Annotated in this window: 14 protein-coding genes; 12 read left to right on the forward strand and 2 right to left on the reverse strand. The window is 70.4% G+C overall.

Translation table 11 applies throughout. From position 1 onward, the window contains the following. Window positions 1-3 precede the first annotated feature (3 nt). The 12 genes from D7X55_RS00845 (at window position 4) to D7X55_RS00900 (ending at window position 12,154) form a co-directional block, all read left to right on the forward strand. Window positions 4-618 (forward strand): hypothetical protein, encoded by a 615-nt coding sequence (locus D7X55_RS00845; protein WP_121721906.1) that lies wholly within the window; start codon window positions 4-6, stop codon window positions 616-618. A gap of 57 nt (window positions 619-675) precedes the next feature. Then, window positions 676-1,371, forward strand: a complete 696-nt coding sequence (gene queC / locus D7X55_RS00850; RefSeq protein WP_121721907.1) for a 7-cyano-7-deazaguanine synthase QueC — start codon at window positions 676-678, stop codon at window positions 1,369-1,371. After that, window positions 1,371-1,976, forward strand: a complete 606-nt coding sequence (ddpX, locus tag D7X55_RS00855; protein ID WP_121721908.1) for a D-alanyl-D-alanine dipeptidase — start codon at window positions 1,371-1,373, stop codon at window positions 1,974-1,976. Before queC ends, ddpX begins: the two co-directional genes overlap by 1 nt. Window positions 1,977-2,074: 98 nt before the next feature. Continuing rightward, a complete protein-coding gene (locus D7X55_RS00860) occupies window positions 2,075-3,313 on the forward strand; it encodes a serine/threonine-protein kinase (protein WP_121721909.1) in 1,239 nt (412 codons plus the stop codon). 34 nt (window positions 3,314-3,347) lie between these two features. Then, the gene (locus tag D7X55_RS00865; protein ID WP_121721910.1) at window positions 3,348-4,160 is read left to right on the forward strand and encodes an alpha/beta hydrolase; all 813 of its coding nucleotides are present in this window, start codon (window positions 3,348-3,350) and stop codon (window positions 4,158-4,160) included. A gap of 123 nt (window positions 4,161-4,283) precedes the next feature. Further along, window positions 4,284-4,913: a methylthioribulose 1-phosphate dehydratase gene (locus D7X55_RS00870; protein ID WP_120548462.1), complete on the forward strand. Its 630-nt coding sequence runs from the start codon at window positions 4,284-4,286 to the stop codon at window positions 4,911-4,913. Continuing rightward, the gene (locus tag D7X55_RS00875) at window positions 4,910-5,455 is read left to right on the forward strand and encodes an acireductone dioxygenase (RefSeq protein ID WP_120548461.1); all 546 of its coding nucleotides are present in this window, start codon (window positions 4,910-4,912) and stop codon (window positions 5,453-5,455) included. The genes D7X55_RS00870 and D7X55_RS00875 overlap by 4 nt, the downstream gene beginning before the upstream one ends. Further along, window positions 5,452-6,153 (forward strand): acireductone synthase, encoded by a 702-nt coding sequence (gene mtnC / locus D7X55_RS00880; protein ID WP_121721911.1) that lies wholly within the window; start codon window positions 5,452-5,454, stop codon window positions 6,151-6,153. Before D7X55_RS00875 ends, mtnC begins: the two co-directional genes overlap by 4 nt. Window positions 6,154-6,174: 21 nt before the next feature. Next, window positions 6,175-7,059, forward strand: coding sequence for an S-methyl-5'-thioadenosine phosphorylase (locus D7X55_RS00885; protein ID WP_121721912.1), 885 nt, complete (start codon window positions 6,175-6,177; stop codon window positions 7,057-7,059). Between the two features lie 26 nt (window positions 7,060-7,085). Beyond that, window positions 7,086-8,201, forward strand: coding sequence for an S-methyl-5-thioribose-1-phosphate isomerase (gene mtnA, locus D7X55_RS00890; protein ID WP_120548458.1), 1,116 nt, complete (start codon window positions 7,086-7,088; stop codon window positions 8,199-8,201). Further along, entirely contained in the window at window positions 8,198-8,842 is a 645-nt protein-coding gene (locus D7X55_RS00895; protein WP_120548457.1) for a class II aldolase/adducin family protein, read from the forward strand. The genes mtnA and D7X55_RS00895 overlap by 4 nt, the downstream gene beginning before the upstream one ends. A gap of 105 nt (window positions 8,843-8,947) precedes the next feature. Further along, window positions 8,948-12,154: a tetratricopeptide repeat protein gene (locus tag D7X55_RS00900; RefSeq protein ID WP_121721913.1), complete on the forward strand. Its 3,207-nt coding sequence runs from the start codon at window positions 8,948-8,950 to the stop codon at window positions 12,152-12,154. Here the strand turns inward: D7X55_RS00900 and D7X55_RS00905 are convergent. Together D7X55_RS00905 and D7X55_RS00910 are read right to left on the reverse strand one after the other, a co-directional pair. Next, on the reverse strand, window positions 12,136-12,813 hold the full coding sequence (locus tag D7X55_RS00905) for a hypothetical protein (RefSeq protein WP_121721914.1): 678 nt from the start codon (window positions 12,811-12,813) through the stop codon (window positions 12,136-12,138). The genes D7X55_RS00900 and D7X55_RS00905 overlap by 19 nt on opposite strands. 279 nt (window positions 12,814-13,092) lie before the next feature. Continuing rightward, window positions 13,093-14,265: a metallophosphoesterase gene (locus D7X55_RS00910; protein ID WP_121721915.1), complete on the reverse strand. Its 1,173-nt coding sequence runs from the start codon at window positions 14,263-14,265 to the stop codon at window positions 13,093-13,095. Window positions 14,266-14,375: the final 110 nt, after the last annotated feature.

Consider the following 14,375-nt stretch of genomic DNA (forward strand, 5'->3'; position numbering starts at 1 on the left):
GTCATGCACCTGAGGCGACTGGCAGTGGCGCTCTTCCCCGCGGCGGCCGTGGCCGTGGCGGTGGGCTGTTTCTCCGACCCCGTCTACCCGGGCAACCAGGTGATGGGGACGTTCCGCTTCCAGGCGAAGCTGGACGCGGCGCGCACCACGTGCGACGCGGGCTCGCGGGACTTCGCGCAGCTGGACGACGCGGGCACCTTCACCTTCGAGGGCACCTTCTCCCGCGACACCGACGCGGGCACGGGCTTCTTCACCGTGCAGGGCTTCTCCCGAGACGCCGGCTACACCGGCCAGAGCGTGTCCTCCACCCACCGCGCCATCGCGCGCCGCGACTCGTGCGGCACCGGCTGCGAGGACTCCGAAATCGAGGAGGCCATGAACGTCATGCTCCTGAGCGACAGCCAGGCGCGCAACGTGGCCCGCGACTGCAAGCGCCTGGATGGCGGCGTGCCGGAGGGGGACATCCCCGCGCCCACGGAGAACGGCTACGACGTGTCGCTCGCGTGCGGCACGCTCACGGACGTCTTCCTGCCCAGCAAGAGCGGGAGCGCGAGCTGCAAATGCAACCCGTCCACCTGCACCACCGTGTACACGGTGAGCGGCGACCGCATCGACTGAAACACCCGGGCCCTGGCCCCGTCGTGTAGTGTGCGCCGCCCCGAAGTGGAGGATGGAATGGCGAAGCGTGCGGTGGTGCTCCTGTCCGGAGGCCTGGACTCAACGACGTGCCTGGCGATGGCGAAGGCGGACGGCTTCGAGCCGGTGTGCCTGTCCATCGCCTACGGACAGCGCCACTCGGTGGAACTGGAGCGGGCCAGGAAGGTCGCCGCCACCATGGGCGTGCGCGACGTGCGCGTGGTGACGGTGGACTTGAGGCAGGTGGGCGGTTCCGCCCTCACGGACGACATCCCGGTGCCCAAGGACCGCACCGAGGACGCCATGTCCCACGACGTCCCCGTCACCTACGTGCCCGCGCGCAACGCGCTGTTCCTCTCCATGGCGCTGGGGCTGGCGGAGGTGGTGGGCGCCACGGACCTCTACATCGGCGTCAACGCGGTGGACTACAGCGGCTACCCGGACTGCCGCCCGGAGTTCATCCGCTCCTTCGAAGCCATGGCCCAGCTGGCCACCAAGGCGGGCGTGGAGGGCGCGACCTTCAAGGTGCACGCGCCGCTGTCCGGCCTCACCAAGGCGCAGATCATCCAGGCCGGCGTGAAGCTGGGCGTGGACTACGGCATGACGCACTCCTGCTACGACCCGGACGCCCAGGGCCGCGCGTGTGGCCGCTGCGACAGCTGCCTCCTGCGTGCGAAGGGCTTCCAGGAAGCGGGCGTGCCGGACCCCACCGTGTACACGGACGGGGTGCGCTGATGCTCCCGGCGGCGGGCCTCACGCTGACCCTGGCGCTGCTCGGAGGCGCGCCCAAGGCGGAGCTGGTGGACGCCACCACCGTCATCCCGGACCTGGTGCTGGACCTGCGCTACGCGACGAAGGACAACTTCCTCAAGCGGCAGGTGTACCCGGACGGCGCGCGGTGTCTGTTGTTGCCGGACTCGGTGAAGCGCCTGAAGCAGGCCGCGGACGTGCTGCGCCCCCAGGGCTACCGGCTGAAGGTCTACGACTGCTACCGGCCGCGCGCGGTGCAGTACGAGATGTGGAAGATATTGCCGAAGCCCGGCTACGTGGCGGACCCGCGCAAGGGCTCCAACCACAACCGGGGCGGGGCGGTGGACCTGACCCTGGTGACGAAGGACGGGGCGGAGGTGGAGATGCCCACCCCCTTCGACGACTTCACCCCCGCGGCGCACCACGGCTACACCGGCGGCACTCCTGCTTCACGTGAGCACCGGGAGGTGCTGCGCAAGGCCATGGAGGGCGCCGGCTTCAAGCGCAACCGGATGGAGTGGTGGCATTACGACCTGCCCGGCGCTACGAAATTGCCGGTGCTGGACGTGCCCTTCACCCCTGCGGGGTGACGCCTGGCTGCCTGCCGGCCCAGTGGTTTCGCGCGGTTGCGTCAAGGACTGCGCGTAAGTGGGCGCGCGCGGGGAGTGCCTGCTATTCCTGGCGTCCCATGAGTCAAACGCTCGCGCTCGGCCTGGAAAACACGCTCATTTCTCCGAACTCGGGGGCGCAGCAGCTGGCGCCGACACTCACGCCCGGTGGGTCCACGACCCAGCGGCGCAACACGGTGCTGCCGCGCGTGGAGTGGAAGGGCGAGCAGCCCAGCGTGATTCCGCTCCAGCGCGAGCGCTTCGAGGAGGTCCGCCCGCTGGGGCAGGGCGGCATGGGCGAGGTGGTGCTCATCCGCGACCACGACATCGAGCGGGAGGTCGCGCTCAAGCGGCTGCCTCCGGGCGCGGACCTGGACCGCGTGCTGCGCTTCGTGGAGGAGATCCGCACGGTGGGCATGCTGGACCACCCGAACATCGCGCCCGTGCACGACGTGGGCGTGGATGAGCAGGGCCGGTACTACTTCCTGATGAAGCACCTGAAGGGCGAGACGCTGGAGTCCATCATCGCCCGGCTGCGCAAGTCGGAGCTGGACGCGCTGGTGCGCTATCCGTTCCAGGTGCGGGTGCAGATCTTCCTGGGCGTGCTGCACGCGGTGTCGTATGCGCACGGCAAGGGCTTCATCCACCGCGACCTCAAGCCCGCGAACATCATGGTGGGCCCCTTTGGTGAGGTGACGGTGCTGGACTGGGGCCTCGCGCGCCGCATAGGAGCGTCCGCGTCCAGGGCACTCCCGGCGGGCGCGCCCACGGACCTGCACTCGGCCCGGCCGCTGCACACGGAGCTGGGCTCCGTGGTGGGCACGCCGCTCTACATGTCCCCGGAGCAGGCGCGCGGCGAGCACGACACGATGGACGCGCGCAGCGACGTCTACACCCTGTCCGTCCTCTTCCATGAGCTGCTGTCGCTGTCGCACTACCTGGAGGGCATCCAGTCCGTGCCGGACATCATGACGGCGGTGCAGACGCGCACGCTGGACATGGGGTCCATGCACAAGAACAGCGCGCAGGGCCCGGTGCCCGCGGAGCTGATGTGGTTCGTGAAGAAGGGGATGAGCAAGGACCCCAAGGACCGCTTCGAATCCGTGGACGACATGGTGAGCCAGCTCCACGCCGCGCTGGAGGGCCGCATCCACGTGCAGTGCCAGCGCACGATGCTGAAGAAGACCCTGCACCAGGGCCTGCGCATCGCGGACCGCAACCCCGTGGCGCTCACGGCGGCGGGCGTGGTGGGCGCGGGCCTGGTCATCGCGTCGGCGGTGAACCTGGGCCTGTCGCTCTTCGGCGCGCTGTTGCACTGAGGCGGACGCGGCGCCGGTGTGATGGAGTGGCGGCGTGCAACGCGTCCGTCGCCCCCTCATGGCCTTCGTCCTCATCATTGGCATGCTGTACTTCGCGCTGTGCGCCATCGCCTTCGCCGCGCAGCGCTCGCTCATCTACCCCGCGCCCCGCACGGAGCCCTCGAGCCTGAGAGACCGGCCCGGCTTCGGCGTGGTGCCGCTGGCCAACGGCCTGAACGTGGACCGCTTCTATCTGCCCGCGCCCCCGGGAGCGCCCACCGTGGTGCACTTCCACGGCAACGGCGAGCAGCTGCTGGGGCAGCGGGGCTTTGGCCAGGCGCTGGGAGACGTGGGGCTGGGCTTCCTCGCGGTGGAGTACCCGGGCTACGGCGCGTCGCCGGGCAGCCCGACGGAGGCGGGGCTGTACGCGTCCGCGGAGGCCGCGCTCCAGTTCCTGCGCGAGCAGGGCGTGAAGCCGGAGGACATCGTGCTCAGCGGGCGCAGCCTGGGCACCGGCGTCGCGGTGGAGATGGCCCGGCGCGGCTACGGCGCGCGCATGGTGCTGGTGTCCCCGTACACGTCCATGGTCGCCATGGGCCAGCGCACGCTGCCGTTCCTGCCCGCGTCGCTGCTGATGCGGGACCGGTACCCGTCGCTCGACAAGGCGAAGGACATCCCCATCCCCGTCCTCATCATCCACGGCGAAGAGGACGAGGTGGTCCCCGTGGGCATGGGCCGCACGCTGGGCCAGCGCTTCCCGCATGCCCGCGTGGTGACCGTGCCGGGCGCCCACCACAACGACGTGCTGGAGGGGAACGGTCAGCAGGAGTTCGCGCGGCTGGCCACGTTCGCGCTCGACGGCACATGAACCACCGGGGAACCGTGTGACGTCCTGCGTCGCGTTCCCTTGCGCCTACCGTCGACCCCCGGATTATGCTCCGTGTCATCAACGCGATGTTTCATCGCGTCCTCACGCTCCCCCGAGGGATGGATGAACGTCGACCCGGTCCCCGCCGCGACCCTGTCCGAAGCGGCCCGTGAAATCGTCGAAGTGGGCCGCTTCCTGAGCGTGCGCAACTTCGTGCCCGCCACCAGCGGCAACTTCTCCCGCCGGCTGGATGCCCGCGCCTGCGCCGTCACCCGCTCCGGCGTGGACAAGGGCGAACTGGTGGAGGCGGACATCCTGGTCGCGGACATCCACGCGCCGCCGCCCAAGGGCTCCTCCGCGGAGACGCCGCTGCACCTGCAGCTGTACCGGGACCGCCCGGAGGCGCAGGCCGTGCTGCACACGCACTCCGTGGTGGCCGCGCTCCTGTCGAACCTGCGCCTGCCGGAAGGCGAGCTGGTGCTCCAGGACTTCGAACTGCTCAAGGCCCTGGGCGACACGCGCACGCACGAGACGGCGGTGTCCATCCCCATCTTCCCCAATGATCAGGACATCCCCCGGCTCGCGGAGAAGGTGACCGCGATGCTCGCGAAGCGCACGGACCTGGTCGCGTATCTCATTGCCGGCCACGGGCTGTACACCTGGGGCCGGAGCATGGCCGAGGCGCGCCGCCACGTGGTGGCGCTGGAACACCTGCTGACGTACGAACTCGAGAAGATGAAGGTGCGGCGATGAGCAAGCTGATTGTCTACAACGACCACCAGCCGGAGACGCCGCTGGGCGTCTACACCGAGCCCGAGGACATCCGTCGCGAGCTGAGGCCCGCGGGCGTGCGCTTCGAGCGCGTGAACGCGTCCGTGGACCTGCCGGACGGCGCGGGCCAGGAAGAGGTCCTCGCGGCCTACAAGCACATCGTGGACGCGGAGATGAAGGCCCACGGGTACAACACGGTGGACGTGGCGCGCATCAAGCCGGACGCCCCCAACGTGGAGGCGGCCCGCGCGAAGTTCCTCTCCGAGCACGCCCACACCGAGGACGAGTCGCGCATCATGGTGGAGGGCAGCGGCTGCTTCTACCTGCACGCGGGCGACAAGGTCTTCCAGGTGGAGTGCACGCGCGGCGACCTCATCAGCGTGCCGGAAGGCATGAAGCACTGGTTCGACATGGGGGCGAAGCCCCGCTTCGCCGCCATCCGCTTCTTCATCCGCCCGGACGGCTGGGTGGGCCACTTCACCGGCGAGACCATCGCCGAGCGCTTCCCGAAGTACGCGCCGTGAGTGCTCCCAAGGCCGTCGTCACGGACATCGAAGGCACCACCAGCTCCATCGCCTTCGTGAAGGACGTGCTCTTCCCCTTCGCCCGGAAGCACCTGGCGGAGTACGTCGCCACGCACGGCCAGGAGGCCGCCGTGCGCCAGTGCCTGTCTGACGCGCGCACGCTCGCGGGCGAGCCGGCACTGGGCGACGTGGGCACCGTGGCCCTGCTCCAGCGCTGGCTGGATGAAGACCGCAAGGCCACGCCCCTCAAGACACTCCAGGGGCTCATCTGGGCGGACGGCTACGCGCGCGGTGAGCTCAAAGGCCACGTCCACGCGGACGCGGCGAAGGCCCTGCGCGAATGGCACGCCAGGGGCCTGCGTTTGTATGTCTATTCCTCCGGCAGCATCGCCGCGCAGAAGCTGATCTTCGGCTACAGCGTGGAGGGGGACCTGACGCCGGTGTTCTCCGGCTACTTCGACACCACCACCGGGCCCAAGGTGGAGGCGCCGTCGTACACGAAGATTGCCCAGGCGCTGGAGCTTGCGCCCGGTGACATCCTGTTCCTCTCCGACAACACGGCGGAGCTGGACGCGGCGAAGCAGGCGGGCCTGCGCACCGCGGCCCTGGACCGGGGCGAGGTGGCCCTGCCGCCGGGCCACGGGCACCCGGTGTTCCATGACTTCACGTCGCTGAATCCGTTCGCGCACGTGTCCTGAAATCCCTAGCGGAGTCTTCCCATGTCGAGTTCCAACAAGCCCGTGCTGGGCATCATCGGCGGCAGCGGCCTGTACCAGATTGACGGCCTGACGGACGTCTCGTGGCGCCGGGTGTCGTCGCCCTTCGGCGAGACGTCGGACGAGTTCTGCTTCGGCCGCATCGGCGACCAGCCGGTGGTGTTCCTGCCGCGCCACGGCCGCGGGCACAAGATTCCGCCGTCGGAGCTGAACTTCCGCGCCAACATCGACGCGCTCAAGCGCAGCGGCGTGACGGACATCCTCTCCGTCTCCGCGGTGGGCAGCCTGCGCGAGGACCTGCCGCCGGGCACCTTCGTGGTGGTGGATCAGTTCGTGGACCGCACGTTCGCGCGCACGAAGAGCTTCTTCTCGCAGGGGCTGGTGGCGCACGTGTCCATGGCGAAGCCCACGTGCTCGCGCCTGGGCGATGCGGTGATGGCCGCGTGCGAGGGCCTGGACCTCAAGGTCGTGCGCGGCGGCACGTACCTGGTGATGGAGGGCCCGCAGTTCTCCACGCTGGCGGAGAGCAAGCTGTACCGGCAGTGGGGCTGCGACGTGATTGGCATGACCAACATGCCGGAGGCCAAGCTCGCCCGTGAAGCGGAGATCTGCTACGCGAGCGTGTCGATGGTCACGGATTTCGACTGCTGGCATCCGGACCACGACGCGGTGACGGTGGACCAGGTCGTCGCCGTGCTGCTGGGCAACGCGGGCAAGGCGCGCGGGCTGGTGAAGAACATCGCGCCGCTCGTGAGCCAGCACACGGCCCTGTGCAAGGCCGGCTGCCAGACGGCGCTGGAGCACGCCATCATGACGTCGCCCGACGCGCGCGACCCGGCCATGGTGGAGAAGCTCTCCGCGGTGGCGGGCCGCGTCCTCAAGCGCTGAACGCACGGAACAAGGAAGACACGGCGATGAAAGTCCAAGGCGTTCCGATGCGCTCCATCTGGGTCGAGTCCGACGGCTGGAGCGTCGGCGTCATCGACCAGACGCGCCTGCCGCACGCGTTCGTGAAGGTGAAGCTGTCCACGGCGGATGAGGCGGGCCACGCCATCCGCAGCATGCTGGTGCGCGGCGCGCCGCTCATCGGCGCCACGGCGGCGTACGGCGTGTGCCTGGCCATGCGGCAGGACGCGTCCGATGGCGCGCTGGAGAAGGCGCTGACCATGCTCCGGGCCACGCGGCCCACGGCGGTGAACCTGCACTGGGCGCTGGACGGGATGCGCCAGGTGCTCGCGCCGCTGAAGCCCTCCGAGCGCGTGGCGGCGGCCTACAAACAGGCGGCGGCGCTGTGCGACGAGGACGTGGCCATCAACCGCGCCATCGGCGAGCACGCGCTCAAGCTGTTCCAGGAGGCGTGGGACAAGAAGGGCCGCAAGGGGCGGCTCAACGTCCTCACCCACTGCAACGCCGGCTGGCTGGCCACGGTGGACTGGGGCACGGCGCTGGCGCCCATGTACCTGGCGCACGACGCGGGCCTGCCGCTGCACGTCTGGGTGGATGAGACGCGCCCTCGCAACCAGGGCGCGGTGCTGACGGCGTGGGAGCTGGGACAGCACGGCGTCCCGCACACCGTCATCGCGGACAACGTCGGCGGCCACCTGATGCAGCACGGGGAGGTGGACCTCTGCATCGTCGGCACGGACCGCACGACCGCGCGCGGGGACGTGGCGAACAAGATTGGCACGTACCTCAAGGCGCTGGCCGCGAAGGACAACGGCGTGCCTTTCTATGTCGCGTTGCCTTCGCCCACCATCGACTGGACCCTCCAGGACGGCGTGAAGGAGATCCCCATCGAGCAGCGCGAAGGCACGGAGCTCAGCGACGTGACGGGCCGGCTGCCTTCGGGGGACATCGCCACGGTGCGGATTACGCCGCCGGGCAGCCCCGCCGCGAACTACGCCTTCGACGTGACGCCCGCGCGGCTCGTGACGGCGCTCATCACGGAGCGCGGCGTGTGTCCGGCCACGGAGGAGGGGATGCTGTCGCTCTTCCCGGAGCGGCGCGCCCCGCGGAGCGCGGCGAAGTGAGCGGAGCCGGAGGCCACCAGGCGCTGCGCGAGGCGATGGTGGCCACCGCGCGGCGCATGAACACGTCCGGGCTGAACCAGGGCACGTCCGGCAACCTGAGCCAGCGCGTGGAGGGCGGCTTCCTCCTCACGCCCTCCGGGATGAACTACGAGACGATGACGCCGGAGGACCTGGTCCTCATGCGCTTCGACGGCTCGCATGAAGGCCCCCGCAGGCCGTCCACCGAATGGCAGCTGCACCGGGACATCCTCCAGGCCCGGCCGGAGGTGGGCGCGGTGCTGCACGCGCACAGCATGTTCAGCACCACGCTGGCGTGCCTGCGCCGGGGCATCCCCGCGTTCCACTACATGGTGTCCGCCGCGGGCGGCACGGACATCCGGTGCGCGGAGTACGCGACGTTCGGCACGCCGGAGCTGGCGCGGCACATGATGGTGGCCCTGGAGGGCCGCAAGGCGTGCCTGCTGGCCAACCACGGCATGGTGGCCGTGGGCGCGGACCTGCCAGCGGCCTGGAAGCTGGCGGTGGAGGTGGAGACGCTGGCCGCCATGTACTGGCGGGCGCTCCAGATTGGGGAGCCCGTGGTGCTGGACGACGCCGAGATGGAGCGCGTCTTCCAGCAATTCCGGGGGTATGGGCAGTAGGAAGTGCGTCGCGCACACGTTCCTGCATGATTCCGTGGGTCCCTGCCTCTAAGTCGGGAAGGGGCGGCCCGGGTGGGTCATCCCCGGTCCTCAGGAGGAGTCGGCATGCGGTGGGTTCTCGGGTGCATGGTGATGATGGCACTGGGATGTGCCTCGCTCATGCCGGCGGGGCGCGAGCCCACGGACCCCCGGCTGAAGGACGCGCTCCAGGCCTTCGAGCTGGCCGCGACGCTCTACGACGAGGGCCGGTACGCCGAGGCCCTGGCGCCCGGTGAGCAGGCCGTGGCGCTGCGGGAGTCCGTGCTCGGGGCGTCGCACCCGGACGTCGCCTACTGCCTGAACCTGCTGGGAGAGCTGTACCGGCTCCAGGGGGACCTGGCCCGGGCGGGCGTCCTCCACGAGCGCGCGCTGGCCATCCGGGAAGCGGTGGTGAACGACGACGCGGCGAAGAACGTCACGGTGGCCCGGCTGCTCGGCTTCGCCGCTTCACCCATGATGGAGCCGGACCGGCAGGCCGGCGGTTTCTACGACCACGGACACGCGCTGTCCCGCCGGACGAACAACCTGTTCAGCATGGACAAGCGCCGCCGCATGGGCGCGTTCGCCAGCCAGGAAGCGGTCCTCAGCGAGAACCAGTCCGCCTACGCCGAGTCCCTCAACAACCTGGCCAACCTCTACCAGCAGCAGGGGCTCTACAGCCGCGCGGAGCCGCTCTACTCGCGCGCGCTGGATCTGCGGGAGACGGTGCTCGGCAAGCATCACCTGACCGTCGCGGACTCGCTCAACAACCTGGCGCTGCTCTACCGGGAGCAGGGGCTCTACCACCGGGCGGAGCCGCTCTACGTGCGGGCGCTCGGCCTGCGGGAGTCCGCGCTGGGCAAGGAGGATCCGCTGATCGCGGACACGCTGGACACGCTGGCCACGCTCTACCAGGACCAGGGGCAGTACGGCCGCGCGGAGCCGCTGGGCCTGCGCGCGCTGTCCATCCGCGAGTCCGCGCTGGGCAGGACGCACCCGCTGGTGGCGGACTCGCTCAACAACCTGGCCAATCTCTATCAGGACCAGGGGCTGTATGACCGGGCGGAGCCCCTGTACGCGCGCGCGCTCGCCATCCGGGAGGCGGCGTCCACCCCGAGCGCGTCGGACCTGGCCACCGCGCTCAACAACCTGGCCACGCTCTACCAGGCGCAGGGGAAGTACGCGCGGGCGGAGCCGCTGTACGCGCGGGCGCTGGGCCTCTGGGAGAAGGCTTTCGGCAAGAAGCATCCGCACGTGGCCGCGCTGCTCAACAACCTGGCCACGCTGTACCGGAAGCAGGGGCGGTACGGCCAGGCGGAGGTGCTGTATGCGCGCGCGCTGTCCATCTGGGAGGCCGTGCTGGGCCACAACCACCCGGACGTCGCGGGGTCGCTCAACAACCTGGCCAACCTCTACCGGGACCAGGGGAAGTACAGCGAGGCGGAGCCGCTGTACGCGCGCGCGCTGGCCATCCGGGAGGCCGTGCTGGGCAGGAACCATCCGGACCTCGCGACATCGCTCAACAACCTGGCGCTCCTGCGTCTGGCGCAGCACCGCGTGGACGAAGCGGTGCCCCTGTTCACGCGGGCCTTCGGCGTGTCCGAGCAGCGCCTGCGCCGCGAGGCGCTCGAGTTCTCCGAGGCGCGGCTGTCCAGCTTCCTCCAGCACCTGCGCGCGGACGAGGAGCAGCTCTACGCGCTCGTGCGAGCGCACCCGGACTCCGCGGACATCCGGCGGTTGGCCTTGAGCGCCGCGCTGCTGCTCAAGGGCCGCTCCGTGGAGGAGACCGCGGACATCTCGCGCGCGGTCTACCGGAGCCTGGGCGCGGCGGAGCGCGGCACCTTCGAGAAGCTGCGCAAGCTGCGCACCCAGCTGGCCAGCCTCTCGCTGCACGGGCCCGGCGCGCTCACGCCGTCCGCGTATCAGCAGCAGCTCATGGCGCTGACGGCGCAGGGCGACGCGCTGGAGGCGACGCTCGCCAGCCGCTCCGCGCCGCTGCGCGCGTTGGCCGCGCTGCCCTCGCCGGATGACATCGTCGGCCGTGTCGCCAAGGCCCTGCCGGGCGACGGCGCCCTGGTGGAGTTCATCACCTACGAGGACCGTCCGCTCGTGCCGGGGACCCGTGAGCCCCAGCTGCGGTGTCTGGCGTTGGTGCTGCTGCCGCGCGGGGACATCCGCGCGTTGGACCTGGGGCCCGCGGCGCCCATCGAAGCGGCGGCCTCCAGCCTGCGGGACGCGCTGGCCCGCCGGGACGCGGCGTTCGAGGACCCGGCCCAGGCGCTCTACCGGCTCGCCTTCCAGCCGCTGCTGCCGCTGTTGGGGAAGGCCCGCCGGCTCTTCCTCTCACCGGATGGTCAGCTGGCGCTGGTGCCCTTCGCGGCGCTGCACGACGGGAAGCAGTACCTGGTGGACGCCTACGACTTCACCTACGTCACCTCCGGAAAGGACCTGCTGCCGCGTCCCCAGCAACCGGCGCCCGCGTCCTCGGTGGTGGTGCTGGCGGATCCGGCCTTCAACACGGGCATGCAGGCCACCACGGGAAGCGCGCCCGTGGTGGCTGAGCGTTCACCTTCGCCTTCCCTGCGGCGCGAGGACCTGGTGGCGCGCGACTGGGCGCCGGTTCCGCTGCCGGGCTCGCGCGAGGAGGCGGAGGCCATCCAGCGGCTGTTCCCGCAGGCGCAGCTGTTCCTGGGGTCGAAGGCGACGAAGGACCGGCTGCTGCACCTGCGCACGCCGGGCATCCTGCACCTGGCGACGCACGGCTTCTTCCTGGAGGACGCCGCCGCGCCGGAGAACACGCGGGCGGTCGCGACCTTCGGAGCGCTGGGAGAGGATCCGCAGGCCGCGCGTCCGCCGGATCCGCTGCTGCGCTCCGGCCTGTTGCTGGCGGGGGAGACGGCGAAGACGAGCGCGTCCGACAGCACGCTGGTGACGGCGCTGGAGCTGGCGGGCCTGGACCTGTGGGGCACGCAGCTGGTGGTCCTGTCCGCATGTGACACGGGCCGTGGCGCGGTCCGCCGGGGCCAGGGCGTCTACGGTCTGCGCCGGGCCTTCCTGGTGGCGGGGGCGGAGACGGTGGTGATGAGCCTCTGGAAGGTGGACGACGCGACGACGCGCACGCTGATGGAGACCTACTACCGCCACCTGCTCGGAGGCGAAGGCCTGGCCACGGCGCTGCGCGAAGCGATGCGGGAGCTGCGCAAGGCACAGCCCCATCCGCACTACTGGGCGCCCTTCATCGCCATGGGGCGCGACACGCCGCTGCGGCTGCTGGATCAGGCCGGCGGAGGGTAGATGTCCTCGAGGATTCCGGAGCGCTCGGGGTACAGTTGCTCGAACGCGGCCAGCGCCTCCGGGCCGCCGTCGAGCGCGCGCATGTACTCGGACCAGGCCTCCGCGAAGTCCTCCGTGTAGACGCCGGAGTCGTTGAAGCTGTCCTCCGTGTAGTCGTTGAGGTGGTTGCCGTCCGCCGCGGCGGCCTCCGCCCAGCCGTCGGGGATGGGAGGGGGCTCGCCCCTGAGCCTCTCGAAGAAGCCGGACAGGAAGCTGTCGTTGGCATCCTCCACCTGGCGGCCGATGAGGTGGCCAATCTCGTGATGGAAGATGTCGTCCGTCACGGTGGCTTCGCCGTCATAGAACGTGATGGTGCCGTCTCCAGCCCGCGCGGCGGCGTTGTCCGGATCCGGATCCTTCTTGATGACGACGCGCTCGAGCGAGCCCCGCAGGTCCTCCGGCGTCTCGCTGTACGAATCGACGAGCTGGCTCAGCACGTTCGCCGCGTCCACGTCACCGCCCCGCTCGATGGAGACGGTGAACGTGTCGTCACCGACGCGCACGGCGTAGATGTCGTTGTCGCCGAAGGGCACGGGCACGGGCGTGATGGAGACCTGCTCCGTCTTCCCGTCCGTGTTGGTGAAGGGCACCGTGTTGCCCGTCTCCAGGGCCTCCGTCACGGCGGCGCGGCGGGGGTTGATGAGCTTCCCGAGGTCGCCGGGCCCCAGGGGCGGAAGCGGGGGCAGGAGGGGCTTCGCGGGGCCGGACCGACTCGAAGCCGCTGGCGCCCTGGAACGCGCGCACCGCCGTGTTCTGGATGGGAGCCTTCGTCGGGAGCGCGGCGGGGACCACGGGCTTCGGGGCCGGAGCCAGCGTGAGGGGGCGGGACAAAAGCTTCGTGAGCATGGGGCAGTCTCCTTGCCCCCCTGTACGAAATGCTCCCGGACCCGGTTACACCCTCAGGCGCTTCGCAGCGTGAGCAGGGTCACCTCGGGCGGGACGCCGATGCGGAAGGGGAGCCAGTGCCCCGTGCCGCCGGAGACGTAGAGGTGGCTGTCGCGGAAGCGGTAGCGGCCCAGCATGTGCTTGAAGGCGAAGCCGAACAGCGGCACTCCCAGGAAGGCCACCTGTCCGCCGTGCGTGTGGCCCGCGAGCGTGAGGCGCGCGCCGCGCTCGGCGGCGTAGGGGAAGAAGTCCGGGTGGTGGGAGAGGCAGAGCACCACGTCGTCCGGGTGTCCGTCCTTGAAGGCCATCTCCGCGGAGTGCTGCCAGCGCCGGTCGCGTCCAGCGCGGCTGGGACCGGACATGGGGAAGTCCACGCCCACCACGCGCACGCGCTGACCGCCGTGCTCCAGCACGTGGGTTTCATCCACCAGCAGCCGGACCGGAGCGCCGCGCTCGGCCAGCTGCGCGTAGCCGCCCAGGACTTCCTCCAGCCCGCGCCAGTGCTCATGGTTGCCGAGCACCGCGAGCATGCCGTGGCGGGCCGTCGTGGAGGCCAGCGCGGCCATGGTCTCGTCGATTTGATTCACGTCGTCGATGAGGTCCCCGGTCATCACCTGGAGGTCCACGCCGGCGGTGTTCATCACCTCCACGGCGCCGCGCAGATATTCGGGGGAGATGAACGGGCCCACGTGCACGTCGGTGATCTGCCCGATGCGGAAGCCGTCGAGCGCGGCGGGGAGGCCGCGCAGCTTCACCTCCACCTCGCGCACGGTGAAGCCCAGGCTGCCGTTCACGACGCCCACGGCGCTGGTGCCCATGGCGAGGATGGGCATGGCCTGACCGGCCTTCATCAAGAGGTCCCGGCGTCCCAGGTCCACGCCCGAAGGCGCGGCCTGCTGACGGCGTTCCCTGCGCAGCTTGAGGATGAGGAACGGAGGGCCCATCAGCATCACCATCAGCGCGGCGATGCTCCACACGACGGCGAACAGCTTCACCGGCACGAGCAGCGGAGGCGTGTGATGCAGGCCGTAGCCGGTGACGGCGGGCACGGTCCACGCCGCGAACGCGAAGACGGACAGGCCCACCAACACGCCATGGCGCCAGCCCCGGGTGACGGCGGGCAACAGCCTGCGCAGCACGAGATACGCGCCCAGGTAGACGAACAGCAGGACCAGCAGCCTTCCCATGGTGTGCGCGCTCTCGGTGTCGTGAGGAGCCCCCAGGATAACGGACCCCCTGACCGCGCGCCGTGTCCCGGCACCGGGCTGCTCGCCTCCTGGGCTTCACGGAACTTAAC

This window comes from Corallococcus sp. AB049A (assembly GCF_003668885.1).
GTDB lineage: Bacteria > Myxococcota > Myxococcia > Myxococcales > Myxococcaceae > Corallococcus > Corallococcus interemptor.

Bases quoted from the DNA above. Each gene is read 5' to 3' on its own strand.
- D7X55_RS00845 (WP_121721906.1), top strand. From the start codon at position 4: ATGCACCTGAGGCGACTGGCAGTGGCGCTCTTCCCCGCGGCGGCCGTG.
- queC (WP_121721907.1), top strand. From the start codon at position 676: ATGGCGAAGCGTGCGGTGGTGCTCCTGTCCGGAGGCCTGGACTCAACG.
- ddpX (WP_121721908.1), top strand. From the start codon at position 1,371: ATGCTCCCGGCGGCGGGCCTCACGCTGACCCTGGCGCTGCTCGGAGGC.
- D7X55_RS00860 (WP_121721909.1), top strand. From the start codon at position 2,075: ATGAGTCAAACGCTCGCGCTCGGCCTGGAAAACACGCTCATTTCTCCG.
- D7X55_RS00870 (WP_120548462.1), top strand. From the start codon at position 4,284: ATGAACGTCGACCCGGTCCCCGCCGCGACCCTGTCCGAAGCGGCCCGT.
- D7X55_RS00875 (WP_120548461.1), top strand. From the start codon at position 4,910: ATGAGCAAGCTGATTGTCTACAACGACCACCAGCCGGAGACGCCGCTG.
- D7X55_RS00885 (WP_121721912.1), top strand. From the start codon at position 6,175: ATGTCGAGTTCCAACAAGCCCGTGCTGGGCATCATCGGCGGCAGCGGC.
- mtnA (WP_120548458.1), top strand. From the start codon at position 7,086: ATGAAAGTCCAAGGCGTTCCGATGCGCTCCATCTGGGTCGAGTCCGAC.
- D7X55_RS00900 (WP_121721913.1), top strand. From the start codon at position 8,948: ATGCGGTGGGTTCTCGGGTGCATGGTGATGATGGCACTGGGATGTGCC.
- D7X55_RS00910 (WP_121721915.1), bottom strand. From the start codon at position 14,265: ATGGGAAGGCTGCTGGTCCTGCTGTTCGTCTACCTGGGCGCGTATCTC.